The sequence below is a fragment of the Scandinavium sp. genome, assembly GCF_051650185.1.
Taxonomy (GTDB): Bacteria; Pseudomonadota; Gammaproteobacteria; order Enterobacterales; family Enterobacteriaceae; genus Scandinavium.
The window spans coordinates 26,097-50,806 of record NZ_JBOFIN010000054.1 but is presented as its reverse complement, the minus strand read 5'-3'; the positions used below and the strand labels follow the sequence as shown (position 1 = coordinate 50,806).

Annotated in this window: 23 protein-coding genes; 13 read left to right on the top strand and 10 right to left on the bottom strand. The window is 55.4% G+C overall.

The window, feature by feature from the left end:
* The first annotated feature begins 116 nt into the window (after window positions 1-116).
* From ACRCWW_RS06415 to msrA, 5 genes are all read left to right on the top strand, one after another.
* On the top strand, window positions 117-674 hold the full coding sequence (locus ACRCWW_RS06415; RefSeq protein WP_438681663.1) for a TetR/AcrR family transcriptional regulator: 558 nt from the start codon (window positions 117-119) through the stop codon (window positions 672-674).
* A 193-nt stretch (window positions 675-867) separates the two neighbouring features.
* Window positions 868-1,128 (top strand): DUF1471 domain-containing protein, encoded by a 261-nt coding sequence (locus tag ACRCWW_RS06410; RefSeq protein WP_438681662.1) that lies wholly within the window; start codon window positions 868-870, stop codon window positions 1,126-1,128.
* 29 nt (window positions 1,129-1,157) lie between these two features.
* Entirely contained in the window at window positions 1,158-1,661 is a 504-nt protein-coding gene (locus tag ACRCWW_RS06405; protein ID WP_438681661.1) for a DUF417 family protein, read from the top strand.
* Window positions 1,658-2,119: a peptide-methionine (R)-S-oxide reductase MsrB gene (gene msrB / locus ACRCWW_RS06400; RefSeq protein ID WP_438681660.1), complete on the top strand. Its 462-nt coding sequence runs from the start codon at window positions 1,658-1,660 to the stop codon at window positions 2,117-2,119. Before ACRCWW_RS06405 ends, msrB begins: the two co-directional genes overlap by 4 nt.
* Window positions 2,109-2,603, top strand: coding sequence for a peptide-methionine (S)-S-oxide reductase MsrA (gene msrA / locus ACRCWW_RS06395; protein WP_438681659.1), 495 nt, complete (start codon window positions 2,109-2,111; stop codon window positions 2,601-2,603). Before msrB ends, msrA begins: the two co-directional genes overlap by 11 nt.
* A 515-nt stretch (window positions 2,604-3,118) precedes the next feature.
* On the opposite strand, the gene phoH is transcribed toward msrA, so the two are convergent.
* The 4 genes from phoH to efeU form a co-directional block, all read right to left on the bottom strand.
* Window positions 3,119-3,907 (bottom strand): phosphate starvation-inducible protein PhoH, encoded by a 789-nt coding sequence (phoH, locus tag ACRCWW_RS06390; RefSeq protein ID WP_438681666.1) that lies wholly within the window; start codon window positions 3,905-3,907, stop codon window positions 3,119-3,121.
* A 633-nt stretch (window positions 3,908-4,540) separates the two neighbouring features.
* Window positions 4,541-5,824, bottom strand: coding sequence for an iron uptake transporter deferrochelatase/peroxidase subunit (gene efeB, locus ACRCWW_RS06385; RefSeq protein ID WP_438681658.1), 1,284 nt, complete (start codon window positions 5,822-5,824; stop codon window positions 4,541-4,543).
* Between the two features lie 5 nt (window positions 5,825-5,829).
* Window positions 5,830-6,957, bottom strand: a complete 1,128-nt coding sequence (gene efeO, locus ACRCWW_RS06380; protein WP_438681657.1) for an iron uptake system protein EfeO — start codon at window positions 6,955-6,957, stop codon at window positions 5,830-5,832.
* Between the two features lie 42 nt (window positions 6,958-6,999).
* A complete protein-coding gene (gene efeU, locus ACRCWW_RS06375; protein ID WP_438681656.1) occupies window positions 7,000-7,833 on the bottom strand; it encodes an iron uptake transporter permease EfeU in 834 nt (277 codons plus the stop codon).
* A gap of 249 nt (window positions 7,834-8,082) precedes the next feature.
* Between efeU and ACRCWW_RS06370 the strand changes: the two genes are divergently transcribed.
* Window positions 8,083-9,267 carry a NupC/NupG family nucleoside CNT transporter gene (locus tag ACRCWW_RS06370; RefSeq protein ID WP_438681655.1) on the top strand — a complete coding sequence of 395 codons (1,185 nt, stop codon included), beginning with the start codon at window positions 8,083-8,085 and terminating at the stop codon, window positions 9,265-9,267.
* Between the two features lie 94 nt (window positions 9,268-9,361).
* Here ACRCWW_RS06370 and ACRCWW_RS06365 read toward each other — a convergent pair whose 3' ends face one another.
* Both ACRCWW_RS06365 and putP read right to left on the bottom strand, forming a co-directional pair.
* The gene (locus tag ACRCWW_RS06365; protein ID WP_438681654.1) at window positions 9,362-9,790 is read right to left on the bottom strand and encodes a DUF3574 domain-containing protein; all 429 of its coding nucleotides are present in this window, start codon (window positions 9,788-9,790) and stop codon (window positions 9,362-9,364) included.
* A 107-nt stretch (window positions 9,791-9,897) separates the two neighbouring features.
* Complete coding sequence (gene putP / locus ACRCWW_RS06360; RefSeq protein WP_438681653.1) at window positions 9,898-11,403, bottom strand: sodium/proline symporter PutP; 1,506 nt, start codon at window positions 11,401-11,403, stop codon at window positions 9,898-9,900.
* Between the two features lie 398 nt (window positions 11,404-11,801).
* On the opposite strand from putP, the gene putA reads away from it, so the two are divergent.
* Window positions 11,802-15,764: a trifunctional transcriptional regulator/proline dehydrogenase/L-glutamate gamma-semialdehyde dehydrogenase gene (gene putA / locus ACRCWW_RS06355; RefSeq protein ID WP_438681652.1), complete on the top strand. Its 3,963-nt coding sequence runs from the start codon at window positions 11,802-11,804 to the stop codon at window positions 15,762-15,764.
* 127 nt (window positions 15,765-15,891) lie between these two features.
* The gene (locus ACRCWW_RS06350; protein WP_438681651.1) at window positions 15,892-16,287 is read left to right on the top strand and encodes a lysozyme inhibitor LprI family protein; all 396 of its coding nucleotides are present in this window, start codon (window positions 15,892-15,894) and stop codon (window positions 16,285-16,287) included.
* Here ACRCWW_RS06350 and rutR read toward each other — a convergent pair.
* The 3 genes from rutR to ACRCWW_RS06335 form a co-directional block, all read right to left on the bottom strand.
* Complete coding sequence (rutR, locus tag ACRCWW_RS06345) at window positions 16,284-16,922, bottom strand: HTH-type transcriptional regulator RutR (protein ID WP_438681650.1); 639 nt, start codon at window positions 16,920-16,922, stop codon at window positions 16,284-16,286. The two genes, ACRCWW_RS06350 and rutR, sit on opposite strands and share 4 nt — an antisense overlap.
* 11 nt (window positions 16,923-16,933) lie before the next feature.
* Window positions 16,934-17,854, bottom strand: coding sequence for a DMT family transporter (locus ACRCWW_RS06340; RefSeq protein WP_438681649.1), 921 nt, complete (start codon window positions 17,852-17,854; stop codon window positions 16,934-16,936).
* Between the two features lie 255 nt (window positions 17,855-18,109).
* Window positions 18,110-18,286, bottom strand: coding sequence for a general stress protein (locus tag ACRCWW_RS06335; RefSeq protein ID WP_097164821.1), 177 nt, complete (start codon window positions 18,284-18,286; stop codon window positions 18,110-18,112).
* Window positions 18,287-18,748: 462 nt separating this feature from the next.
* Here ACRCWW_RS06335 and wrbA point away from each other — a divergent pair, with 462 nt between their 5' ends.
* Window positions 18,749-19,354, top strand: a complete 606-nt coding sequence (gene wrbA, locus ACRCWW_RS06330; protein ID WP_438681648.1) for an NAD(P)H:quinone oxidoreductase — start codon at window positions 18,749-18,751, stop codon at window positions 19,352-19,354.
* Between the two features lie 21 nt (window positions 19,355-19,375).
* On the top strand, window positions 19,376-19,603 hold the full coding sequence (locus ACRCWW_RS06325) for a YccJ family protein (protein ID WP_438681647.1): 228 nt from the start codon (window positions 19,376-19,378) through the stop codon (window positions 19,601-19,603).
* 36 nt (window positions 19,604-19,639) lie between these two features.
* Here the strand turns inward: ACRCWW_RS06325 and agp are convergent, their stop codons facing one another.
* Complete coding sequence (agp, locus tag ACRCWW_RS06320) at window positions 19,640-20,881, bottom strand: bifunctional glucose-1-phosphatase/inositol phosphatase (RefSeq protein ID WP_438681646.1); 1,242 nt, start codon at window positions 20,879-20,881, stop codon at window positions 19,640-19,642.
* A 290-nt stretch (window positions 20,882-21,171) separates the two neighbouring features.
* Between agp and ACRCWW_RS06315 the strand changes: the two genes are divergently transcribed.
* The 3 genes from ACRCWW_RS06315 to kch all read left to right on the top strand — a co-directional run bounded on the left by ACRCWW_RS06315 (window position 21,172) and on the right by kch (window position 24,664).
* Window positions 21,172-22,083 carry an acetamidase/formamidase family protein gene (locus tag ACRCWW_RS06315; protein ID WP_438681665.1) on the top strand — a complete coding sequence of 304 codons (912 nt, stop codon included), beginning with the start codon at window positions 21,172-21,174 and terminating at the stop codon, window positions 22,081-22,083.
* Window positions 22,080-23,423 carry an APC family permease gene (locus ACRCWW_RS06310; protein ID WP_438681645.1) on the top strand — a complete coding sequence of 448 codons (1,344 nt, stop codon included), beginning with the start codon at window positions 22,080-22,082 and terminating at the stop codon, window positions 23,421-23,423. The genes ACRCWW_RS06315 and ACRCWW_RS06310 overlap by 4 nt, the downstream gene beginning before the upstream one ends.
* Before the next feature lie 62 nt (window positions 23,424-23,485).
* Window positions 23,486-24,664, top strand: a complete 1,179-nt coding sequence (gene kch / locus ACRCWW_RS06305; RefSeq protein WP_438681644.1) for a voltage-gated potassium channel protein — start codon at window positions 23,486-23,488, stop codon at window positions 24,662-24,664.
* The last annotated feature ends 46 nt before the right edge of the window (window positions 24,665-24,710 follow it).

Genomic DNA, 24,710 nt, shown 5'->3' with positions numbered 1-24,710 from the left:
AGTAACCGACGGCTGTGCCTGTAAAATTCCACTGAAACACTTTGCCCGGATGCCGCCGCCTCCGGGCTTTATTGCATTGACTGAGACGACGGCACTCACATGCCAGGAGAAACACCATGTCCACGCAAGACAGTCTGATCGCGCTGACTGACACCCTTATTCAGAAAAATGGTTATCAGGGTTTCAGCTATGCTGACCTCGCCGAAGGGCTGGGGATACGCAAGGCCAGTATTCATTATCATTTCCAGACCAAAACAGACCTCGGCATTGCCTACTGTGAATTTAAAGAGGCAGGCTTGCTGAGTCTGGAAGCGGCGTTGCAGCAGCTTCCGGCCGGAAAAGCCCGCCTGCAGGGGTATATGGACGCCTTCCTGAAATGTGCCGACCAGGGGCAGATGTGCGGTATCCATGCCATGCTCTCCGACAGCGCGGCCTTCGAAACCTCACTTCAGGACGCCACCACACGACTGGCACAAACCGACCTGCGAATTCTGACGGACGTGCTGATTTCAGGCCGCGAGAGCGGCGAACTTGTGTTCAGCTCCGCGCCGACAGATGTGGCCATCATCATTGGCAGTGCGATTAAAGGGGCCCTGATGCTCAACCGCATCCCGCCTCATGATGCCTGTAGCCGCACTATGAATGCCCTTATGCAACTGCTCTGCCGTCCGTAGTCTTTCCCGCCTTAATCCCCCGGCCCGCAGATGCGGGCTTTTTGTTTCCCTCACGACGATAAAGTGACATTCGTCACATTTTTACCGATGCGTGAAATTTATCCTTGCCAATCTATCTACTGGTAGGTAGATTTAACATTAACAACACGGCAACACAAAAACAAAACATAACCGACCTACAGGGGTAATCACCATGAAAGCACTTATCAACGACGTTATCGCCATCTTTACCCGTAAACCTCATGGCCCGGTCATCATCAAATCTGACCTGACTGAAGAACAAAAAGCCGACCTGGTGCCGGTTCACACACTCTCCATCGGCTGGGTATCTTCCGTCGACGAGCTGGAAAAAGAGGTCATCCGCGAAGCCCTCGAACACGGTGCCGCCGGTTATCTGATTTCAGACCTTCAGCAGGCCCGCTTCATCCATGCCCGCGCCACACTGTTCGCGTGAAAAAAACGAAAAATAACAGGATGCACACCATGAAAAACGCCACCTTCAACACATTGCTGCACCGGGTACTTCGCCAGACGGCAGGCCTCGATATCACTGCCCTGCGCCTGTCGGTCATCTTCATCTTCGCCCTGTTTGGCACCTATAAATGGTTCGCGTTTGAAGCCGACGCTCTGCACCACCTGCTACCGGGCACCTGGCTCGGGGCGCTGTATCCGGCGGTGGGCGTTCAGGGACTCAGCTACGGGCTCGGCGTGGTGGAAAATATCACCCTGCTGGCGCTGATTACCGGTTTCTTCCGTCCTCTCGCCGGTGCTGTGGGCGCGGTCATGGTGATGGCGACCGGCATTGTCACCCTGAGCCTGTTGCCACAGCTGGGTCGTATCGACAGCTTCATCATCAAGGATGTTCTGTTGATTGGTGCCGGACTGGTGCTTCTGCGACATGACCTGCGACGCATGCTGATTTTGCGGAGGGTATCTCATGAGCAGGATCCGTCCCGAGGAATGACATTCGCAAGGAGAACACAATGAGCAGACAGTATAAAAAAGACCCGCAAGCTCTTCAGGCACTGGCAGAGTTGCAGTTTAACGTCACGCAGAAAAACGCTACCGAACGCCCGTTTACCGGGGAATACGACGACCATTTTGAGGATGGGCTGTACGTGGACATTGTTTCCGGCGAACCGCTGTTTACCTCAAAAGATAAGTTTAATTCCGGCTGCGGCTGGCCTGCATTCACTCGCCCGGTGGACAATAACGTCCGTAATCTGAGCGACGTCAGCCACGGCATGGTGCGCACCGAAGTGCGCTCCCGCCACGGCGACAGCCATCTGGGGCATGTATTCCCGGACGGGCCACAGGAAAGCGGCGGGCTTCGCTACTGCATCAATTCCGCCGCCTTACGCTTTATCCCAAAAATATCTTTAGCCACAGAAGGATACGGAGAATTCCTGTCCTTATTTGAAACCGGAGGTCAACATGAAAACTAACACGGCGATCCTTGCTGGCGGCTGCTTCTGGGGTGTCCAGGAGCTTATTCGCAACCTCGATGGGGTTATCAGCACCGAAGTGGGTTACACCGGTGGACGGAATGACAATCCCACGTATCAGTATCATCCCGGCCATGCCGAAGCCATCAGGGTCATCTTTACACCTGACCAACTGAGCTACCGGGAGCTGCTGAAGTTCTTTTTTCAAATCCATGACCCGACCACCGTGCGTCGTCAGGGCAATGATATCGGCTCCAGCTACCGTTCGGCCGTATTTTGGACAACCGAAGAGCAGAGGGTTGAGGCCAACCAGCTTATCCACGAGATGGATGAATCCGGCATCTGGCCTGGCGTGATTGTGACGGAGGTGGAAAAAGCATCAGCATTCTGGTCCGCAGAAGCGGAACACCAGAACTATCTGCAGCGTAATCCGAATGGTTACACCTGCCATTTTGCCCGGCCGGACTGGCAGTTGCCGGAATAGCTCAGGGCTTCACGCGCCTTTAATTACCTGTAAAAAAAGAACCCCGGCGCAGGGGAAATCCTGTCGTGCCGGGGTGTTGCATCGGCTTTGTTGAATAAATCGAACTTTTGCTGAGTTGAAGGATCAGATCACGCATCCTCCCGACAACGCAGACCATTTCGGTATGCCATGAATAACACGCTTTACCAGGATAGTTATGGATAAACCAGGATCGCATTTTGAAAAAATAGATTATGAATCATGGCATTGAACTACATAGTGGGACTATATAGGATGCATTCGTTGCAGTCCCCCTCACCGCCATATTTGAAGAAGAGCTCGTACGAAAGTACGAGCTCTTCTTTTCGCCTGTGGATGGGCCGAGTCATCCTCCCTCCGATTTGTCAGGTGGCGCTACGCTTGCCTGACCTACAGAATCCCCAGTCTGGTGCAGGCCTGATCATCAGGCAATCTTCCCGAATTGCAACTACAGCAAAGCCCGGTTTCCCGGGCTTTGTTATCAAGGAATGCAACACTCAGTTGTAGGCGTGTAACGTACGCTGGCAGAGCGCGGATCGCACGCAGTCATCAGAGGTAAAGCGGACGATACCGATCATCTCGTCCTCTTCAAAACGTGCCAGCGCATCGCTCAGGCCGGACTGGACACCCCGTGGAAGATCACACTGGGTAATGTCGCCATTGACGATGACGGTCACGTTCTCCCCGAGGCGCGTCAGGAACATCTTCATTTGCGCGGCGGTCACGTTCTGGGCCTCGTCCAGAATCACGACTGCATTTTCAAATGTACGTCCGCGCATATAGGCGAACGGCGCGATCTCCACCTTGCCAATCTCCGGGCGCAGGCAGTATTGCATGAAGGATGCCCCCAATCTTCTCACCAGCACGTCGTATACCGGGCGGAAATAAGGTGCAAACTTCTCGGATATGTCTCCGGGTAAGAAGCCAAGATCTTCATCGGCCTGCAGAACCGGACGGGTCACGATTATCCTGTCCACATCCTTATGAATCAGGGCTTCTGCCGCTTTCGCCGCGCTGATCCAGGTCTTCCCACACCCTGCTTCACCGGTGGCGAAAATCAATTGTTTACTCTCGATAGCATTCAGGTAGTGCGCCTGAGCTTCATTGCGAGCTTCAATTGGAGAATGATCACGGCTGTCCCGCGCCATGCCAATTGCTTCTACGCCACTCATCTGCACAAGCGAGGTGACCGATTCTTCTTCACGTTGTTTATGGCTCCGTGAATCCCGTCTCAGCACACGTTTTGCTTCGCGACGAGCTTTGATCACTGCTTTTTGTCTTCCCATGGATAGCACCTTGAGTTGTTGGTCAACATTACACGTGCCCCTGTCGGCACGATTATGCGCACGAACGTCTGAGGTTTGGCTTCCTTGTAAGCCATTGCTTGCCGGTTGATTTGACGTGATGACGCGACTACGCGCACCGCGCATCACATCGGTAAACTCATGAGTTATTGCTGGAGAGGAGAATTTAGTGGTGAGGAAATCGCTGCCGGAGGTGTCGCCTCCGCGCTGGGTCGTGCGGTTATGTTTGCTTTTCTGTCCAGTACAGGACCCTGTCATTAGCGATCTCCTAAGTGAACCATCACTGCCGGGAACTACCGCTTTTCTAATAAGTACATCAACAATTAGCATTAATGCAACATATTTTTTACTTAAAGATAACTGGTGATTCCCATTACAGCCACAACCAGCATCTGACAGAAATATTACACAAATATTTCAAAGACCTGCAAAGAGGAAAAAATGATAATACTGCGAAGGGAAAATTGTGACCGGATGAAACAATAAGGCAGGAAATTATTGACCTCAGGTTGTATTTTGCCCGGCGGCACTGCGTTTGCACGGGCCTACAATGTTGACGGGTAAGGGGTTGTAGGCCCGGTAAGCGCTAGCGCCACCGGGCATCATTAAGATGATTCAGGCTTCCAGCAGAGACTGCGCGAGATAACCTTTAGCGTCTTTTACACCCGGTAAAACAAAGAAGTAGCCGCCGCCGATAGGCTTGATGTACTCCTCAAGCGCTTCGCCATTCAGCCGTTTTTGCACGGTCAGGAAGCCTTTCTCCAGGTCATGCTGATAGCAGACAAACAGCAACCCCATTTCCAGCTGCCCGGAGTTGGTCACCCCCAGTGAGTAGCTGTAGCCACGGCGCATCATCAGGCTGGACTCCGTTTCCGGGGTCCGCGGGTTGGCCAGACGAATATGGCTATCCAGCGCGATAACGTCTCCGTTCGGGTCTTTGGCGTAATCCGGCACATCGTGTTCATGCTTCATGCCGAGCGGCGCACCTGAGTGCTTATCGCGACCGAAAATCGTCTGCTGCTCTTGGAGCGGCGTGCGATCCCAGAACTCCACATGAAACTGAATGATACGCACGGCCTGATAAGAGCCGCCGACGCTCCAGGCGGGTTCACCCTGCCCTTCAGTCACCCAGACGATGTTGTCCATCAGATTGGCATTGCTGCTGTCAGGGTTTGCCGTGCCATCTTTAAAGCCCAGCAGATTGACCGGAGTTTCTTTGCCTTTGCTGCGCGCAGCGTGGTCAGAGATAAACCCTTCCCGCTTCCAGCGCACGCTGAGCAAATCCGGCGAGTGCTTGATAATATCGCGCAGCGCGTGAATCACGGTGTCCTGAGTATTGGCGCAAATTTGCAGCAACAGGTCACCGTGGCAAAGCGCGGCATCCAGCGAGTCATTGGGGAAACGCGTCATGCGCTGGAGCTTTTTAGGGGCTTTATCAGCCAGGCCAAAACGCTCATCAAACAGCGAATGTCCGACCGAAACAGTGATAGTCAGATTATCCGGGGCGATATACGGCCCGAGAATACCTGAATCCATCGGCGGAAGACGTGGGTTGGGCGTGTCCGGAGCCGGGCCTCCCGTGGTCAGAAACGTTATTCTGTCGGTCAGCAGCTTAAACAGGCGCTGTAAGTCCTCTTTATCGCTCGCAAGCACATCGAAAGCGACAATCATCATGGAAGCCTGCTGTGGGGTCAGCACGCCCGCCTGATGCAGACCATGAAACGGCTGCGTCTCCATGCGCGCGTCCGGAGACAGTGTCCCCGGCGCACTTTGCGGTTTTGCCGCATGGGCGACCGGGCAACCCCCGGTCAGCGCCAGCGCGCCTCCCAGCGCGCCAATATTTTTCAGTAAGCGACGACGGGACGGCTCGGTCACGTCGCGCTGTTTGCTGTCTGCCATGACTCTTAGTCCAGTCCGAGAATTCCGCGAAGCTGCGCCAGATCTTCTGCAAGCGTAGTGATCGGCCCTTTCAGTGCATTGCGATCGGCGTCGGTCAGCTTGTCGTAAGTCTCATAGCCGTCTTTGGTCTTGTACTTCGCCAGAATGGTGTCGACCTTCTTAAAGTTGGCGTCCACTTTTGCCAGCAGCGCGCTGTTTTCTTTCTGCAACTGAGGACGCAGCAGGTCGACAATTTTCTGGGCGCCATCGACGTTGGCCTGGAAGTCCCACAGATCGGTGTGGCTGTAACGGTCTTCTTCACCGCTGATCTTACTGGCCGCGACTTCTTCGATAAGCCCTGCAGCGCCACCCACCACTTTTGACGGTGGGAAGGCCAGCTCGCTGATGCGTTTTTGCAGCTCCAGCACGTCGCTGTTCAACTGGGTGGCGTAGTTTTCCATCCCTTTCGTGGAGTTATCGCCAAACAGCGCTTTCTCCAGACGGTGGAAACCGGTGAATTTCGGATCTTCGGCTTTCTTCTCGTAGTCGTCTTCACGGGCATCAATGCTGCCGTCGAGATCGGAGAACAGTTCAGCGATAGGTTCGATACGCTCGTAGTGCTGACGGGTTGGCGCGTACAGGGCTTTCGCTTTTTCGATGTCCCCGGCTTTCACCGCATCGGTAAAGGCCTGAGTCCCTTTGACCAGCCCGGCGGTTTCTGCCGTCACGTAGGCTTTGTAAGCGGTGATCGCTTCGCCCAGGCTCAACACCGCATTCGCTTTAGCGGCATCGGCAGTCGCTTCACCCTTCACCGTCAGCTTGCCTTTCGGATTGGTCAGCAGGCCGCAGGTCATTTCATACTCGCCCGGCTGCAAATTTGCGGTCAGTTTCTGGGTGAAGCCTGGCGCGATGTTTTCGCGCTCTTCCACCACCATCACGCCTTTGAGAATCTCCCACTCCAGCGCTTTCTGGCTGTGGTTCTGGATGATGAACTGGGTTTTGCCCGCGTTCACGGTGATGCTCATTGGCTCACACTGTTTGTCGTTGACCGTGACTTTCACCTGCGGAACGTCGGCAGCCTGAGCATAAAAAGCAGAAGAGAACAGCGCAGCGATACCCAGCTGCAGCGCACTACGGCGGAAATTAATCGTCATGACCCATCCCTTTCAAAAAGTAAGTTGTAACTTATTAAGCAATTATGGTGCGCTACGCGAAGGTGCCGAAGCCACACGCGGCGGGAGCGCAAACAGCACCAACGCCGGAATCAGATAGATAAAGTAGACCGCCACTTCGCTGACGCTTGGCGCTTCCTGGTAGCCGAAGATACCTTCGAGCAGCGTCCCGAACAGCGTGTGTGTCGACAAGGTGTTGCTGAGGTCGAACGCCACATCCTGGAAGTGGTTCCACAGGCCTGCTTCATGGAATGCGCGAATGGCACCCGCCGCAAGCCCGGCAGCCACCAGCAAAATAAACAAGCTGGTCCATTTGAAGAACGCGCCCAGGTTCAGGCGAATGCCGCCCCAGTAGATCATAAAGCCCAGTACCACGGCAGTGGCGAGGCCCAGCATCGCGCCAAGCGGAGGCCAGATCCCGAGATCTTGCTGGAATGCCGCCAGCAGGAAAAACACAGACTCCAGCCCTTCACGCGCGACGGCGAAAAAGACCATCAGGATCAGCGCCCAGCCGTGGTTATTGCCCTTCTGCAACGCGTTATCCACCGCCTCTTCCAGCTGTTTCTTCACGTTGCGCGACACTTTGCGCATCCAGAACACCATCCAGGTGAGGATAAAGACCGCGATAACCGCCACGATCCCCTCGAACATCTCCTGCTCTTTCTGCGGAAATTCGCCGGTGGTTTCGTTGATGAAAATGCCCAGACCCAGGCACAGCACGGCGGCGAGGAACACGCCAATCCACATCACACCGATCCAGCGGCCCCGCTGCGTGCGTTTCAGATAGCTGGCAATCAGGCTGACAATCAGCGCCGCCTCCAGCCCTTCGCGTAACATAATGAGAAATGGAACAAACATGCCTGAAACCCTTCAGTGTGAACCGCAGTCAATCGATGCAAAGTTTCGTAAATGTGAGTGATAGTGATTATCATTACGACGAAAAGAAACACAAGTGAAATGTGCGCAGAATGATGTCAGGTTGTAAAAAGTTGCGCCGGATATCGTTATCAGGCGAAGCATTTAATCCCGTGCCATTAACAGGTAATCTTTACGTTGCCGCCGCGCTGTGGCTAAATATGTGCCCCGTTTACCTGCAAAATAAATGAAATGGCTACTTTTCTTCACTTCCTGCTGGCGCTTGTGGTGATCCTCGCGCTCGCCTGGCTGGTCAGTTTTGACCGCAAAACCATTCGTATTCGCTACATCCTGCAACTCATCGTGATTGAAATCGTTCTGGCCTTCTTTTTCCTGCACGCGGAAAGCGGCTTAACGCTGATTAAAGCCATCTCCGGGGTCTTTGAATCTCTGCTGAAATTCTCAGCCGAAGGCAGCGACTTTGTGTTTGGTGGCATGAGCCAAAAAGGCCTGGCGTTTATTTTCCTTGGCGTGCTGTGCCCGATTATTTTTATTTCCGCGCTGATTGGTATTCTTCAGCACTGGCGCATTCTGCCGATTTTTATCCGCATTATTGGCACGCTGCTGTCGAAAGTTAACGGCATGGGCAAGCTGGAATCCTTTAACGCCGTGAGTTCGCTGATCCTCGGTCAGTCTGAAAACTTCATCGCGTACAAGGGCGTGCTGGGCGACCTTTCCTCTCGTCGCCTGTTCACGATGGCGGCTACCGCGATGTCGACCGTTTCCCTGTCGATTGTCGGCGCATATATGACGATGCTCGACGCGAAATATGTCGTGGCGGCGCTGGTGCTTAATATGTTCAGCACCTTTATCGTGCTGTCTGTTATTAACCCCACGCGTCCGGATGCCGAGGCTGAAATTAAGCTTGAGAAGATGCACGAATCACAGAGCTTCTTTGAAATGCTGGGCGAATATATTCTTGCCGGCTTCAAAGTGGCGATGATTATTCTGGCGATGCTGATTGGCTTTATTGCCCTGATTAGCGCCGTGAACGCGCTGTTCTCACTGGTGTTTGGCCTGAGCTTCCAGCAAATCCTCGGGTACGTGTTCTACCCGCTGGCGTGGCTGATTGGCATTCCTCTGAGCGATGCACTGAACGCGGGCAGCATCATGGCGACGAAGCTCGTTGCGAACGAGTTTGTGGCCATGATCGAGCTGCAAAAAATTGCGGCGCAGATGACGCCACGCGGGCTGGGCATCCTGTCGGTGTTCCTGGTGTCGTTCGCCAACTTCGCCTCAATCGGCATTGTGGCGGGCGCAATCAAGGGCCTGAATGAGCAACAGGGTAATTCGGTGTCTCGTTTTGGTTTACGCCTGGTGTACGGCGCGACGCTGGTGAGCTTGCTTTCGGCGAGTTTCGCGGGGCTGGTTCTGTAAGAGACGTACCTGGTTGTGATTGCCCGGTGGCGGCGAACGCCTTACCGGGCCTGCAAAATAAAACGGCGGATATTGTGCTCCGCCGTTTTCTCTTTTAGAACTGCACGCAAACCGGCTGATCGACCCGCATCACCGATTCCTGCGCAAAGCGGGATTTATAAATCCCTCTCAGCGCCTCAATATTCGTTTCGCTCTGGGCATCTTTACCGTGAACAAGCATCAGCGCTTTGCTCTGCTCACGCGCGACGGTGCCGTCATTGCCCAGCCACTGCCCGCGCGCGTCAAACACCGTCAGGCCGTCTTTAAAGCGCGGGGTCACGTCACGATCGACAAACTGCTGCCACTCCTGAGACGTAATATCTTTCCCTGCCGGGCGGCTCAGGCCGAAATAGAGCGTGGTCTGCTGCATCTGGTTTTCTGCTTTACAGCTCTGCGTGTCAGCGGTGGTTTTCGGCGCGGTAGCCGTGCACCCACTCAATGCCACTGTCAGCGCGATGGCCGCGAACCCCATGTTGAATTTCATTGTTTGCTATCCTCATTGTTTTTTTAAGCCGAAAGATATCAGCGCATTTTCAGGCGATTAGCAAGAAAAAAGCCAGCTTGTTAGCGGGCTTCAGGAGGTTAGTGAGATTACTCTGCCTGTAACTTAGACGGCGGCGCAGAATGATAATGCGCATCGGCTTCAGCAAAGCGTTTCTGCATTGCCGCAGACGGGGCTTTGCTCAGCAGGCTGAACACCACAATCCCAATGCTGCCGAAGATGAAGCCTGGGATGATTTCATACAGGCCAAGCCAGCCGAACTGTTTCCAGACGATAACCGTTACGGCACCAATGACCATGCCCGCCAGTGCGCCGTTGCGTGTCATGCGTGACCACATCACAGAGAACAGCACCACCGGGCCAAATGCCGCACCGAAGCCTGCCCAGGCGTAGCTCACCAGGCCCAGTACGCGGTTTTCCGGGTTGGCTGCCAGAGCAATCGCCACCAGCGCCACGGCCAGCACCATCAGGCGCCCTACCCAGACCAGTTCTTTTTGGCTCGCGCCTTTACGCAGGAAGGCTTTGTACAGGTCTTCGGTAATTGCACTTGAGCAGACCAGCAGCTGGCAGCTCAGCGTGGACATGACCGCCGCCAGAATCGCCGACAGCAGAATACCCGCGACCCATGGGTTAAACAGAATTTGCGCCAGCTCGATAAACACTCGCTCGCTGTTCTGGTTCACCGCGCCCGCCAGCTGCGGATTGTTGGTGAAGAACGCAATCCCGAAGAAGCCCACTGACACTGCCCCCGCCAGGCACAAAATCATCCAGGTCATGCTGATGCGACGCGCATGCACGATGCTGTGGTGGGAATCCGCCGCCATGAAACGCGCCAGAATGTGCGGCTGACCGAAATAGCCCAGACCCCAGCCCATCAGCGAGATGATCGCCACGAAGTTCAGGCCTTTCAGCATGTCGACGTTTTCGATGCTTTTCTGCTTGATGACTTCCAGGGAGTCACCGAAGCCGCCTACGGTCAAGATGACAATCACAGGCGTCAGGATCAGGGCGAAAATCATCAGGCTCGCCTGAACCGTATCGGTCCAGCTCACCGCAAGGAAGCCACCAATAAAGGTGTACAGAATCGTCGCCGCTGCGCCCGCCCACAGTGCAGTTTCGTAGCTCATGCCGAAAGTGCTTTCAAACAGACGCGCTCCCGCCACAATGCCGGAAGCACAATAGATGGTGAAGAACAGCAGAATAACCAGCGCGGAGATAATACGCAGCACGCGGCTGTTATCTTCAAAACGCCCAGTGAAATAATCCGGCAGCGTCAGCGCATTATTGTTCGCTTCGGTGTGAACACGCAGACGCCCGGCCACCAGTTTCCAGTTAATCCATGCGCCAACACACAGGCCAATGGCGATCCAGCTTTCGGAAATACCAGAAATGAAAATGGCCCCCGGCAGACCCATTAACAGCCAGCCGCTCATATCCGATGCGCCCGCTGACAACGCGGTGACGAATGGCCCGAGGCTACGGCCACCGAGAATATAGTCGTCAAAGTTTTTCGTCGAACGCCATGCAATAAACCCAATCAGGATCATGCCTAAAATATAAATAAGAAAAGTCACCACCATCGGTGTACTAGCCATAAATCATTCTCCAGTTAACGCTTTTTTAACCCTGAATCCGGAACGAAGAATCAGGTTCTTTATTACGGGCGGGGTATCCTGCCGTAAGCGGAATTTATTCACAAACGATTTAACACTGCATTTACAGATATTACATCCCGGCAAACAGAGCAATTTTCCATAGGTTGCACTCGCTCACGCTTTTCCGGGTTGCACCTTCGAAAAGTGTTAAGCACCGCATAAAACCTGGGCAGAATCATTATTCTTAGCGTGCTTTTTATTGTTAAAAGCCTTTAACAAGCCATCGCTTTTCCTGATTGCTGGCGGCGTCACACTTAACACGGTTGCACAAAGTTGCAACATGGTAGATATTTCTGTGCAACCAACGAAGCAGCAACCGCACAACAGGAGTTTCTGTCATGGGCACCACCACTATGGGTGTTAAGCTTGACGACGCTACGCGCGAACGTATTAAAAGCGCGGCCACCCGCATCGACCGCACGCCACACTGGCTGATTAAACAAGCCATTTTTAATTATCTGGAAAAACTGGAAAACGAAGACGCCTTACCGGAGCTGCCTGCGCTGCTTTCCGGGGCCGCCAATGAGAGCGATGAAGGCCCGGTTCTGGTGGAAGAAAACCACCAGCCATTCCTCGATTTCGCCGAGCAGATCCTGCCGCAGTCCGTCACCCGTTCAGCCATTACCGCCGCCTGGCGTCGTGCCGAAACCGATGCCGTGCCGATGCTGCTGGAGCAGGCTCGTCTGCCACAGCCTATCGCCGAACAGGCGCACAAACTGGCTTATCAACTGGCTGAAAAACTGCGTAATCAGAAAACCGCCAGCGGCCGTGCCGGCATGGTGCAAAGCCTGTTGCAGGAGTTTTCCCTTTCTTCTCAGGAAGGCGTGGCGCTGATGTGCCTGGCGGAAGCGCTGCTGCGTATTCCGGACAAAGCGACGCGTGATGCGCTGATCCGCGACAAAATCAGCAACGGCAACTGGCATTCGCACATTGGACGTAGCCCGTCCCTGTTCGTCAACGCCGCCACCTGGGGCCTGTTGTTCACCGGTAAACTGGTCTCGACCCACAACGAAGCCAGCCTCTCCCGCTCCCTGAACCGCATTATCGGTAAGAGCGGCGAACCGCTGATCCGCAAAGGTGTGGACATGGCGATGCGCCTGATGGGCGAGCAGTTCGTCACCGGAGAAACCATTTCCGAAGCGCTGGCCAACGCCCGCAAACTGGAAGAGAAAGGCTTCCGCTACTCGTACGACATGCTGGGTGAAGCGGCGCTGACCGCCGCCGACGCGCAGGCGTACATGGTTTCCTATCAGCAGGCGATCCATTCTATCGGTAAAGCCTCCAACGGCCGCGGCATTTATGAAGGCCCGGGCATCTCTATTAAACTTTCCGCCCTACACCCGCGCTACAGCCGCGCGCAGTACGACCGTGTGATGGAAGAGCTTTACCCACGCCTGAAATCCCTGACCCTGCTGGCCCGCCAGTACGACATCGGCATTAACATCGATGCCGAAGAAGCCGACCGTCTGGAAATCTCTCTCGACCTGCTGGAAAAACTCTGCTTCGAGCCAGAGCTGGCGGGCTGGAACGGCATTGGTTTCGTGATTCAGGCCTACCAGAAACGCTGCCCGTTCGTGATCGACTATCTTATCGATCTCGCCACCCGCAGCCGTCGCCGCCTGATGATCCGCCTGGTGAAAGGCGCCTACTGGGACAGCGAAATCAAACGCGCACAAATGGACGGCCTGGAAGGCTATCCGGTCTACACCCGCAAGGTGTACACCGACGTCTCCTACCTTGCCTGTGCGAAAAAACTGCTCGGCGTGCCGAACCTGATTTACCCGCAGTTCGCAACGCACAACGCCCACACGCTGGCGGCAATTTATCAACTGGCGGGCCAGAACTACTATCCGGGCCAGTACGAGTTCCAGTGCCTGCACGGCATGGGTGAACCGCTGTATGAGCAAGTTGTGGGCAAAGTGGCCGACGGCAAACTGAACCGTCCTTGCCGCATCTATGCCCCGGTCGGCACGCACGAAACCCTGCTGGCGTACCTGGTGCGTCGCCTGCTGGAAAACGGCGCGAACACTTCGTTCGTCAACCGCATCGCCGACAACACGCTGCCGCTGGATGAGCTGGTCGCCGACCCGGTCTCTGCGGTCGAGAAAATGGCGCAGCAGGAAGGTCAGGCTGGATTACCCCATCCGAAAATCCCTCTGCCGCGTGATTTGTACGGCGAAGACCGTGCGAATTCTGCCGGTCTGGATCTGGCGAACGAACACCGTCTGGCGTCCCTCTCCTCTTCGCTGCTGAACAGCGCGTTGCAGAAGTGGCAGGCCAAACCGATTCTGGAACACCCGACCGCCGACGGTGACATGAGCCCGGTAGTTAACCCGGCTGAGCCGAAAGATATCGTCGGTTATGCGCGGGATGCCACTGAGCAGGAAGTTGAGCAGGCGCTGGAAAACGCCGTGAACAGCGCGCCTATCTGGTTCGCCACACCACCGCAGGAACGTGCCGCCATTCTTGAACGCGCCGCCGTGCTGATGGAAGGCCAGATGCAGCAGCTGATGGGCATTCTGGTGCGTGAAGCCGGGAAAACCTTCTCGAATGCCATCGCCGAAGTGCGTGAGGCGGTCGATTTCCTGCACTACTATGCGGGCCAGGTTCGCAATGATTTCGCGAATGAAACGCACCGTCCGCTGGGCCCGGTGGTTTGTATCAGCCCGTGGAACTTCCCGCTGGCTATCTTCACCGGACAAATTGCCGCAGCGCTCGCTGCCGGTAACAGCGTGCTGGCAAAACCTGCCGAACAAACGCCGCTGATTGCCGCTCAGGGCATTAATATCCTGCTGGAAGCGGGCGTACCTGCGGGCGTGGTTCAGTTGCTGCCTGGCCGTGGTGAAACCGTCGGCGCACAGCTGACTTCCGACAACCGCGTGCGCGGTGTGATGTTCACAGGGTCAACCGAGGTCGCCACGTTATTGCAGCGTAATATCGCCACGCGTCTCGATCCTCAAGGCCGCCCGACACCGCTTATCGCGGAAACAGGCGGGATGAACGCGATGATCGTCGATTCTTCAGCCCTGACTGAACAAGTGGTTATCGACGTACTCGCGTCGGCCTTCGACAGCGCCGGACAGCGTTGCTCCGCCCTGCGTGTGCTATGTTTGCAGGAAGACATCGCCGACCACACGCTGACGATGCTCAAAGGTGCGATGGCAGAATGCCGTATGGGCAACCCAGGCCGGATGACAACCGACATTGGTCCGGTGATTGATGCTGAAGCCAAAGGCAACATTGAGCGCCATATTCAGGCCTTACGTACCAAAGGCCGCCCGGTGTTCCAGAGCGCTCGTGATAACAGCGACGATCGCCGCGAGTGGGCGCACGGCACCTTCGTACCGCCTACGCTGATTGAGCTGGAGAGCTTCGACGAACTGCAAAAAGAAGTCTTCGGGCCGGTGCTGCACGTGGTTCGCTACAACCGCAACGAGCTGGAAAAAGTAGTCGGGCAAATCAATGCGTCTGGTTACGGCCTGACCCTTGGGGTGCATACCCGCATTGATGAGACCATCGCGCAGGTGACGGGCAGTGCGAACGTCGGCAACCTGTACGTGAACCGCAATATGGTCGGCGCGGTGGTTGGCGTTCAGCCGTTCGGCGGCGAAGGCTTGTCCGGCACCGGCCCGAAAGCTGGCGGCCCGATGTATCTCTATCGTCTGCTGTCCAGCCGTCCTGATGATGCTCTGCTGACAACGCTGAATCGCCAGGATGCAGAACACCCGGTGGATGCCCAACTGAAAACGCTGCTGGAACAGCCGCTGAGTGCGCTGCGTGAATGGGGTGCCAATCGCCCTGCGCTTCAATCCTTGTGCGACCGTTATGGCGAACTGGCTCAGGCCGGGACGCAGCGTTTGCTTCCAGGCCCAACCGGGGAACGTAATACCTGGACGCTGATGCCGCGCGAGCGCGTGCTGTGTCTCGCCGATAACGAAGAAGATGCGCTGGCACAACTGGCTGCCGTCACCGCTGTCGGCAGCGAAGTGCTGTGGCCGGAAGAGAGCCTGCAACGTGCTTTGGCTAAGCAACTGCCGAAAGCTGTCAGCGAACGCATCCGTTTCGCGGCCAGTGCGCAGATTGCCAACGCCGATTTCGACGCGGTTATCTACCACGGAGATTCCGACCAATTGCGCGAACTTTGCCAGCAGGTGGCAGCACGCGATGGCGCGATTATCTCCGTTCAGGGCTTTGCTCGCGGGGAAACTAATCTGCTGCTGGAACGCCTGTATGTTGAACGCTCGCTGAGCGTCAATACTGCCGCGGCCGGGGGTAACGCCAGCCTGATGACAATAGGCTAAAGGTGTGATTAATTAAGCCTCTAAACTGCCCGGCGACACTGCGTTTGCCGGGCCTATAAAACCATCAACCGTAGGCCCGGTAAGGCATCGCCGCCACCGGGCAATCTGGTCCCGCGCAGGAGGAAAAATGAAACGATTATTACTGGGGGCTGGCATCCTGTTGCTGAGCAGCGCTGCGCTGGCCGACGACTGCGGCAATGCGAATAATCAGATTGAAATGAACACCTGCGCCGCCAATCAGTTAAAAGCCGCTGACAGCAAGCTAAACGCCGCCTACGGCACTGCCATGAAACGCGCGCCGGAAGCGACCAAAACGTTACTGAGAACCGCGCAACAAAAATGGATTGCCCTGCGCGATGCCGACTGTGCGTTGATAAGCTCCGGCACCGAAGGTGGCAGCATCCAGCCGATGATCCACGCCCAGTGCCTTACCGACAAAACGGTGGAACGCACGGCGTGGCTGGAATCACTGCTGAACTGTGAGGAAGGCGACCTGAGTTGCCCACTGCCGCCACCACATTAACGCAGGCGAATGCCTTCGATAATCATCCGCTGTACGTTTTCAACGGTTTGCTGGAAAAAGGCTTCATCCTGGAGTGTTTTTCCGGTCACCGCTTCAACCTGGGTGGCGAAATCCGCATAGTGCTGGGTCGCTGCCCAAATCATAAAGATCAGATGATTGGGGTCAACGGGCGCCAGTTTTCCCTCAGCAACCCATCCTGAAATAATCGCCGACTTCTCTGCCACCAGGGATTTTAAATCCCCCGTCAATTCAGCCATCAGCAGCGGCGCGCCTTGCAACATCTCAAGGCAAAAAAGCCGCGACGCTTCCGGATAATCCCTCGACACCTCAAGCTTCAGCCGGATGTACTCGCCAATTGCCACCAGCGGCGTGAACTCTTCCCGAAACGCACGCAGCGGCGCGAGCCAGATATCGAGAATGTTGCGCATCACCGCCACATACAGCGCTTCCTTTGAGGGAAAGTAATAAAGCAGATTGGTTTTCGACACACCAGCCAGCTCCGCCACCTGCTCCAGCCGTGTGCCATGGATACCGAACTGCGAAAACGTCGTCAGCGCGGCAGCCAGAATCGCCTCTTTTTTCGCGCTGACCGCCTGAGTGCGCTTCCCGGTTTTCTTCTTGCCGTTTTGCGTCATTTCAATTTTCCTTATTCTTGCGGTGCGGTATCTTCGCTGGCGGGCTCGACGGCCTTTTTCTTTTTAAACTTCAGTTCGCTGACCAGCACGCCCGCGATGATAAACAGCCCCCCCAGTAAGGCCAGCACCGGCAAACGTTCCCCAGCCATTCTTCCGAAAATACCCGCCCAGACGGGTTCACCGGTATAAATCACCGTGGCGCGCGTCGGTGAGACGCTCCGCTGTGCCCAGTTCATCACTACCTGAATAATGGCGCTGAAAATGCCTAATCCAAGCGCGACAACAAGTAAGCCGGGGGAGAAATCAGGTACTGATTCGCCAGCGGGCACCATCGCGGCAAACGCCACGATTGAAGCCGTGGCAAGTTGCACAACGGTGACCCGGCGAACGTCGACTTTCCCGGCCCAGGCGCTGATCAAAATGATCTCCGCAGCGATGGCAAGCGCGCCAGTCAGCGTAATCAATTCCCCTGCCCCCAGCGCCAGCATGTTGCCTTCCGGCCCGGCGAGCAAAATAAGCCCGATAAAGGCCAGCAAAATACCGGTACAGGACATCAATCCGGGAACTCGTCCCAGACAAAGCCATTGCAGTAGCGGAACCAGCGGCACATACATGGCGGTGATGAAAGCAGATTTACTGCTGGAGATAGACTGCAAGCCCCAGGTTTGCAGGCTATAGCCCATGGCGATAGCAATGCCTATCGACACACCGGCTTTCAGCTCAAGCCGTGTCAGGCCACGCAGTGAACGGAACGATAAAGCCCCAACCGCCAGAGCCGCTGTGGCAAAACGCAGGCCGACGAAGAAAAACGGATCGCTCAGCGTCACGGCGTATTGCACGGCAAGGAAGGTCCCGCCCCAGAACATGGTGATGACGATCAGGAGCGCTTCCTGAGGTTTGACAGAGAATTGATAACGAGAGAGAAAGGACATAGTGCCGCCGGAATGACATTCAGCCCGTTAGTGTGCAGACTCCCGGCAGATGGCGCAACCACCAGAAATGAAAATCCAGCTTGCTGACGAAGTCCTTCTGCCCATATTGCCCGGCGGCACGTCGTTTGCACGGGCCCACGGTTGTGCAGGTCCGGCAAGTATCAGCGCCGCCGGGCATTAAATGAAAAACCGCCGGGAAAACCCGGCGGCGGGGAGGGATGGGGCTACTTTCGCCACATCTTACGGCGTCAACCACTAGCTGTTGCGATTACTGCCGTGGCTGTTTTTTCCCCCTTTTTTGCCAGCTTCAGAGGCGCGCTGAGGATCGTTCTTGAAGTTCCCCCCGCTGTGCTGGCCACCTTTACGACCTGCTTCTGATGCTCTTTCGCGGTCTTCAGCAAAATTCCCTGAACCGCCACGATGGTTTGCCATTACGGACCTCCAGTTGTTCAGACATCATATTGCATTACGTTAATGTGGAAGATTCCACTACGCGGCTGCGAGTTGCCCCGTGTTTTCTGCCGCGTGGAACTAAGCTTAGTGGAAGGTGCTTATTCCACCACCCCACCGTAATATCCTGCAACATGCACCAGGCGGAATGGGTGAGAAAAGCGTAACGAGGTTGATAAGCGTCTCTTATGCCTTATGAAAACCGGGCGCGGGAAAGTGTGTCATTTTGCTACAAAGGGAAACGTTCCTTCAGCATCATGCAATTCACTGAAATGACTGAAATTTGAGGAAATCGCCGCAGAAGCGAAGCGGCAACTCTGCGTGCCACTTCGGCGTTTTCCCGGCTGCGTTTAATTGCGACCAGAAAGTTGACCATCCCCGGTCTGTGACCAACACTTTCAGGAGTCTCTTGCTAAACACAGTGTCATTACGGAGAACAACGCTATGAGTGGAAAGGCAAAAATTCTGGTTCTTTACTATTCCATGTACGGACACATTGAAACCCTCGCGAAGGCCGTGGCGGAAGGCGTCGATAAAGTTGACGGTGCTGAAGTGACGGTGAAGCGAGTTCCGGAAACCATGTCGGCAGAAGTCTTCGCCAAATCGGGCGGCAAAACACACACCGCCCCGGTAGCAACCCCGCAGGAACTGGCCGACTACGATGCCATTATTTTTGGCACCCCAACCCGCTTTGGCAACATGGCCGGGCAAATGCGTACCTTCCTCGATCAGACCGGCGGCCTTTGGGCTTCTGGCGCGCTTTACGGCAAGCTGGGTAGCGTCTTCAGCTCGACAGGTACCGGCGGCGGCCAGGAGCAAACCATCACCTCTTTCTGGACCACCCTTGCCCACCACGGCATGGTGATTGTGCCAATTGGCTACGCCGCGCAGGAACTGTTTGATGTGTCTCAGGTTCGTGGAGGAACGCCGTATGGCGCAACCACGATTGCAGGCGGCGACGGTTCACGCCAGCCAAGCCAGGAAGAGCTCGCGATTGCCCGTTATCAGGGCCAGCATGTCGCCGGTCTGGCCGTTAAACTCAAAGGTTAATCTTCTGTAAGGAGGAGCGTTATGCCTACACAGGAATCTAAAGCGCATCGCGTTGGCGAATGGGCCAGCTTGCGCAATACCTCACCTGAAATTGCTGAGGCCATTTTTGAAGTCGCGAAATACGATGAAAAAGTGGCGGAGAAAATCTGGGAAGAAGGCAGCGATGAAGTGCTGTCCCTGGCTTTTGGCAAAACGGATAAAGACGCGCTGTTCTGGGGCGAACAAACCATCGAACGCAGAAACGTCTGACAAAGACTCCCCCGCCGGGCGCGGGGGAGTTGTCGCTTATTTCGCCGCGTGATTCAGCACCTCATTAAATTTCTCAGTCGGACAGAACCCCTCTGCATCCACCGGGCAGCCTTTCAGCTCCAGCGTGACGCGCTGCGGCGGTGAAGCCAGCGTCAGCACATCCGCATTACGCAGCTGCTCTGTGCTTTGGTAAACATACTCAATTTTCATCAACTCACGATTCCCTTTGGTATCCTGCCAGCGCTCAAACACAATCTTGCCGCCGATCGGGGTACGCTCGTGCTGGTCGTGAAGTTGATAAGGTTTGAAATCCAGCGCCATCAGCAGCGAGGCGATATTCGAGTCGTGTCCGACCAGCAACGTCACTTTTGGCGCTTTCGCCACCTCTGTCACCAGTGCCTTATCGATGTACCTCACCAACGGAGCGGCAACATTACGTGCCACTTCCGGTGAGGTGAACAAACTGTCCTGATAGCCGTTTTTCAGCTCTGACAACACGCGCCATTGCTGATCGGTTTTGATCTGCCCCCAGGCAACCTGATCCAGCGGGAAGCCCTCGTAGTACTGAAGCGTGAACGCATCCACCAGCGAATTGCCGACTTTTAACGGCCCGGACACGCCCGGCTCTTTTTCATACAGCGCGCTGAAGGTGTCTTTCGCTTCGGTCAGCGAACACTCTTTCTTCTCTTTACAGGACGGAGCGTTTTGATAATCGACGATTTTCTCCAGCAGCTTATAGCTGTCGTCGAGTTTCATTCTCCGGCGTTCTTCCGCCATGGCCTTTACGGCCTGCTGGCTGAAAGCCTCAGACTGGTCAGTGATAACCGGGTTAAAGGTCGGGTCCATTTTGCCCATTTCGGCCTGATGATGAACCGGCACATCACACCCCGGGAACGCACCGGTGATGAAGAATTGCGCCGTGGCGACAGTCCTTTGCAGGCTGTTGGCATAGGCATACACCGCGTTTTCAGGCGGGCATTCACCAGTGGTGACCATGCCCTGTTCGGCCAGCCATTCGCGCATATAGTGGCCCATGTACACTTCAAGGATGCCCCCTTTGGTGGTGAGTTGCCCACCCGGTACATCCCACTCAGGCCATTTGTTCGGCGTGGATTGTTCCAGCACGCTGCCGTTGTTCGCTAAAGGCGCGCGCAGGTTGTGCCGGCTCATGATCAGCACCTGCTGAAGTTGATATCCCTCAGGCGTGGTGTCCGCCTGAGCTCCGGAAGCCATAAAAAGTGTGCCGATGACGGCAGCCGCAATGACGCTTTTTCTCATCCCTTATTCCCTCATACGCTTTTAGAGTCGGCTTAATTGTGACAGAAACATGACAATTTGCCTGGACGCAGGCCGCAAACCAGTGAATGAAGAGTCCGTATCAGGCTTATTGCAGGCTGATACACCCCGCTGAGTTATTTCTACAATTTCAAATTCTGAATTAAACAATTCAACTGCCCAATGGCACGAAGCCATTTGCAATTGGCCCTGCCTGCCGTTAGATCTAGAACCCACTCCTTTTACAAGGAGACAACAAAAAACATAAACAGCACCAGACAGGGAACATCATGATCAAAATAAGCAACGATCGCGTTGTGTACACTATGTCGCGCGATAATCAGCCCGTCGCCACCGTCAAAAGTGGCAGCGACGTTATCTTCGACACCTGCGATTGTTTCTCCGACCAAATCACCGCCGCCGATACCGTCTTTCAGGCGCTCGACTGGCAACGCATCAACCCGGCCACTGGCCCGGTTTACATCGAAGAAGCCCAGCCTGGCGACGCGTTACGGGTTCACATCAAACGCATTCGCTTCACCCGCGATAACGCGGTGATGGTCACTGCGCCAAATCTGGGCGTGATCGGCGATGAGCTTCAGGCACCGGAAGTCTCCATTATCCCGATTGATAACGGCAAAGCGCTGCTGCCTGGCGGCGTGGAAGTTGCGCTGCGTCCGATGATTGGCGTGATTGGCGTGGCTCCGGCAGGGGAAGCCATCTCCTGCGGAACGCCTGACAGCCACGGCGGCAACATGGACTGCAAAGAAATCACCGAAGGCAGTACATTATGGCTGCCTGTCAACGTGCCGGGCGCGCTGTTTGCCCTGGGCGACCTGCATGCTGCAATGGGCGATGGTGAAGTCTCGGTGTGCGGGCTTGAAATTCCCGGTGAAGTGACCGTGGAACTGACCGTCGTGAAGAATCGCAAGCTCCCGCTGCCGATGCTGGAAAACAGCGACACGCTGTATACCCTCGCTTCGGCATTAACGCTCGATGAAGCCGCCAGCATGGCGACCCGCAACATGGCACATTTCATCGCCGACAACACCGACCTGCCGCTGTCGCAGGCGATCAGCATTCTCAGCATCACTGGAGACCTGCAGGTTTGTCAGGTCGTTGACCCGTTGAAAACCTGCCGCTTTGCGCTGCCGAAAACCGTTGCCGCCCAGTTAAACCTGAGCATTTCAGGCGGTGAAAAATGAGCGTTGAACAATTTGGCTACAAGCAAGAGCTGCACCGGGCGCTGACCTTCAAAGACTTGCTGATTTACGGCATGATTTTTATGGTGCCCATCGCGCCGTTTGGCGTTTTTGGTTACGTGTGGGACGGCGCAAAAGGCATGGTGGCGCTGGCCTATTTCATCGGCATGGTGGCGATGTTCTTCACCGCCATGAGCTACTGGTCAATGTCTCGCGCCTTCCCGGTTTCCGGCTCCGTGTATGCCTACGCCCAGCGCGGTATTCATCCGGTCGTCGGCTTCTTCGCCGGTTGGCTCATTCTGCTCGACTACATTCTGGTGCCTTCCCTGCTGTATATCGTCAGCGCGGCAGCCTTAGCGCCGATGGTTCCCGGCGTGCCGGGCTGGGTGTGGATTGTCGGCTTTATCGCCATCAACAGCCTGATTAACCTGAAGGGCATCACTTTCACCGCCAAAGCCAATAACACCATTTTGATCGCTGAAATTGTCGTGCTGGCGATTTTCGTGGTACTGGGGCTGATTGCGCTCTACTCCGGCCAGGGGGCGGGCCATCTGACCCTGAACCCACTGTACAATCCGGAGAAATTCAGCCTGCCGCTGGTGATGGGCGCGGTGTCGATTGCAGTACTGTCGTTCCTCGGTTTTGACGGGATCTCGACGCTTTCGGAAGAAACCAAAGACGGCGTGGACACGGTTGGCAAAGCGTCGCTGGTGGCGCTGATTCTGGTCGGCTCGCTGTTCATTCTGCAAACCTGGATTGCCGCTGATTTGTCTCAGGGCATGACCTTCACCAGCCTTGATACGGCGTTCTACGACACGGCGAATCTGGCAGGCGGTCAGTGGCTGAAGTATGTGACCATGTGGTCGACGGTGATTTCCTGGGGGATCGCCAACGCGCTGGTTGCTCAGGCTGCGGTCTCACGCATTCTGTATGCCATGGCTCGCGATAAGCAGCTTCCTGCTCTGCTGGCAAAAGTGCATCCGCGGCTGAAAACGCCGTATATCAGCACGCTGTTTGTGGCGCTGATTTCACTGGCTTCCGGCCTGTGGTTCTACGGTGATATTGATAACCTCAGCCGCCTGGTTAACTTTGGCGCGTTGATGGGCTTCCTTGTGCTGCACATTGCGGTCATCAACCATTACATGCTGCGCCAAAAATCCCGCAATTTGCTGATGCACCTGGTCTTCCCGGTGATCGGCTTTTGCATCATCAGCTTCGTGATTTACGAGATGGATGTTGAAGCAAAAATCCTCGGCCTTAGCTGGCTGGCGCTGGGCATCGTGTATTATGTCGTGATGCGCGTCCTGCTTAAACGCAACGTCGTCCTCAATCTGGAGAGTTAATCTTCCCGACGCGCGCCAGCCGTTTTGCGCTGGCGCGCGCCGTTTTCGGGAAAAGAGATGTCATGAAAGTCCTCATTAAAAAGCTCGCTGTACTCAACCCGCTGTTCCGCCCTCATCGCTGGATTGGCCTGCTGACGCTCCTCATTGGCAGCGTGTTCCTCAAGCCGGTGCTGATGCAAATCTACCATTTCGTGCCGCAGGCGATGGGCGAATTCACCGGCTGGAAGGATCTGATTTCCACCTTTGGCCTGTTAACCCTGCCGCAGGTGGTGCTCGGCATCGCCATTGTGCTGATGAGCATCGGCCTGTTTTTGCGCGCGCGTGTCGCCTGGTCGTTTTCGCTGATCCTGCTTATCGCCGTGGCGTTGTTCAATTTCCTGCTGCCGGGCGGCGCGCATCGAATCGGCTATTTATCGCTGCTGGACTGCCTGTGTCTGCTGTGGTTCTGGCGGGAGTTCAGCCAGTCAAGCCTCGCGGCCGGTACGCTGTTTGCGCTGATCAGCTTTGGTTCGCTGCTGACCTATGCCCTGTGTGGCTCACTGTATTTAGGCGATGAGTTCCATCCCGCCATTGATGAGCTCTCAACGGCGCTTTATTTCTCAACGGTGAGCATGTCGACCGTTGGTTTCGGCGACATCGTGCCGGTTACCGCCTCCGCGCGGTTATTCACGGTGTCGATTATCATTCTGGGCATTACCGTCTTCGCCACGTCTATCAGCGCCATCATTGGCCCGGTCATCGGTGGCAACCTGAAACGCATGATCAAAGGGAGAATTTCACACGCTATGCGTAAAAACCACATGATTATTATCGGGGCCACGCCGCTGGCGCTGAGCGTTTACAACGGTCTGAAGGCTCGTGACGAAACCATCACCGTGATAATTCCGCCAGGTGTGCCGCACGATTTCCCGCCGGAGGCCGACGTGCTGATTGATGACCCGTCGTCCGATAAAGCCCTGCGCGAAGCGGGCGCGGATAAAGCGAAGTACATTCTGGTGCTGCGCAATGACGATTCCGATAATGCGTTTATCGTGCTGGCGGCGAAAGAAGTGGTGTCGTCGGAAGGAAAAATTCTCGCCCTGGTGAACTCAGATAAAAACCTGAGCAAAATTAAGCGGGTTCAGCCCGATATTGTTTTCTCGCTGCAAACCCTCGCCAGCGAACTGCTGCTGCGTAAATTAAGCGGCGAGCAAATGGACACTGGCAACCTGATGGATTTGCTGTTCCAGGATGGGCATTAACCTCAGACGTCAAAAAGCCCGCAGCGCTTGCGGGCTTTTTCATTAA

What these genes read in the sequence shown, in the direction of transcription:
- ACRCWW_RS06415 (WP_438681663.1), top strand. Translation starts at nt 117, where the DNA reads ATGTCCACGCAAGACAGTCTGATCGCGCTGACTGACACCCTTATTCAG.
- ACRCWW_RS06410 (WP_438681662.1), top strand. Translation starts at nt 868, where the DNA reads ATGAAAGCACTTATCAACGACGTTATCGCCATCTTTACCCGTAAACCT.
- ACRCWW_RS06405 (WP_438681661.1), top strand. Translation starts at nt 1,158, where the DNA reads ATGAAAAACGCCACCTTCAACACATTGCTGCACCGGGTACTTCGCCAG.
- msrB (WP_438681660.1), top strand. Translation starts at nt 1,658, where the DNA reads ATGAGCAGACAGTATAAAAAAGACCCGCAAGCTCTTCAGGCACTGGCA.
- msrA (WP_438681659.1), top strand. Translation starts at nt 2,109, where the DNA reads ATGAAAACTAACACGGCGATCCTTGCTGGCGGCTGCTTCTGGGGTGTC.
- phoH (WP_438681666.1), bottom strand. Translation starts at nt 3,907, where the DNA reads ATGGGAAGACAAAAAGCAGTGATCAAAGCTCGTCGCGAAGCAAAACGT.
- efeB (WP_438681658.1), bottom strand. Translation starts at nt 5,824, where the DNA reads ATGGCAGACAGCAAACAGCGCGACGTGACCGAGCCGTCCCGTCGTCGC.
- efeO (WP_438681657.1), bottom strand. Translation starts at nt 6,957, where the DNA reads ATGACGATTAATTTCCGCCGTAGTGCGCTGCAGCTGGGTATCGCTGCG.
- efeU (WP_438681656.1), bottom strand. Translation starts at nt 7,833, where the DNA reads ATGTTTGTTCCATTTCTCATTATGTTACGCGAAGGGCTGGAGGCGGCG.
- ACRCWW_RS06370 (WP_438681655.1), top strand. Translation starts at nt 8,083, where the DNA reads ATGGCTACTTTTCTTCACTTCCTGCTGGCGCTTGTGGTGATCCTCGCG.
- ACRCWW_RS06365 (WP_438681654.1), bottom strand. Translation starts at nt 9,790, where the DNA reads ATGAAATTCAACATGGGGTTCGCGGCCATCGCGCTGACAGTGGCATTG.
- putP (WP_438681653.1), bottom strand. Translation starts at nt 11,403, where the DNA reads ATGGCTAGTACACCGATGGTGGTGACTTTTCTTATTTATATTTTAGGC.
- putA (WP_438681652.1), top strand. Translation starts at nt 11,802, where the DNA reads ATGGGCACCACCACTATGGGTGTTAAGCTTGACGACGCTACGCGCGAA.
- ACRCWW_RS06350 (WP_438681651.1), top strand. Translation starts at nt 15,892, where the DNA reads ATGAAACGATTATTACTGGGGGCTGGCATCCTGTTGCTGAGCAGCGCT.
- rutR (WP_438681650.1), bottom strand. Translation starts at nt 16,922, where the DNA reads ATGACGCAAAACGGCAAGAAGAAAACCGGGAAGCGCACTCAGGCGGTC.
- ACRCWW_RS06340 (WP_438681649.1), bottom strand. Translation starts at nt 17,854, where the DNA reads ATGTCCTTTCTCTCTCGTTATCAATTCTCTGTCAAACCTCAGGAAGCG.
- ACRCWW_RS06335 (WP_097164821.1), bottom strand. Translation starts at nt 18,286, where the DNA reads ATGGCAAACCATCGTGGCGGTTCAGGGAATTTTGCTGAAGACCGCGAA.
- wrbA (WP_438681648.1), top strand. Translation starts at nt 18,749, where the DNA reads ATGAGTGGAAAGGCAAAAATTCTGGTTCTTTACTATTCCATGTACGGA.
- ACRCWW_RS06325 (WP_438681647.1), top strand. Translation starts at nt 19,376, where the DNA reads ATGCCTACACAGGAATCTAAAGCGCATCGCGTTGGCGAATGGGCCAGC.
- agp (WP_438681646.1), bottom strand. Translation starts at nt 20,881, where the DNA reads ATGAGAAAAAGCGTCATTGCGGCTGCCGTCATCGGCACACTTTTTATG.
- ACRCWW_RS06310 (WP_438681645.1), top strand. Translation starts at nt 22,080, where the DNA reads ATGAGCGTTGAACAATTTGGCTACAAGCAAGAGCTGCACCGGGCGCTG.
- kch (WP_438681644.1), top strand. Translation starts at nt 23,486, where the DNA reads ATGAAAGTCCTCATTAAAAAGCTCGCTGTACTCAACCCGCTGTTCCGC.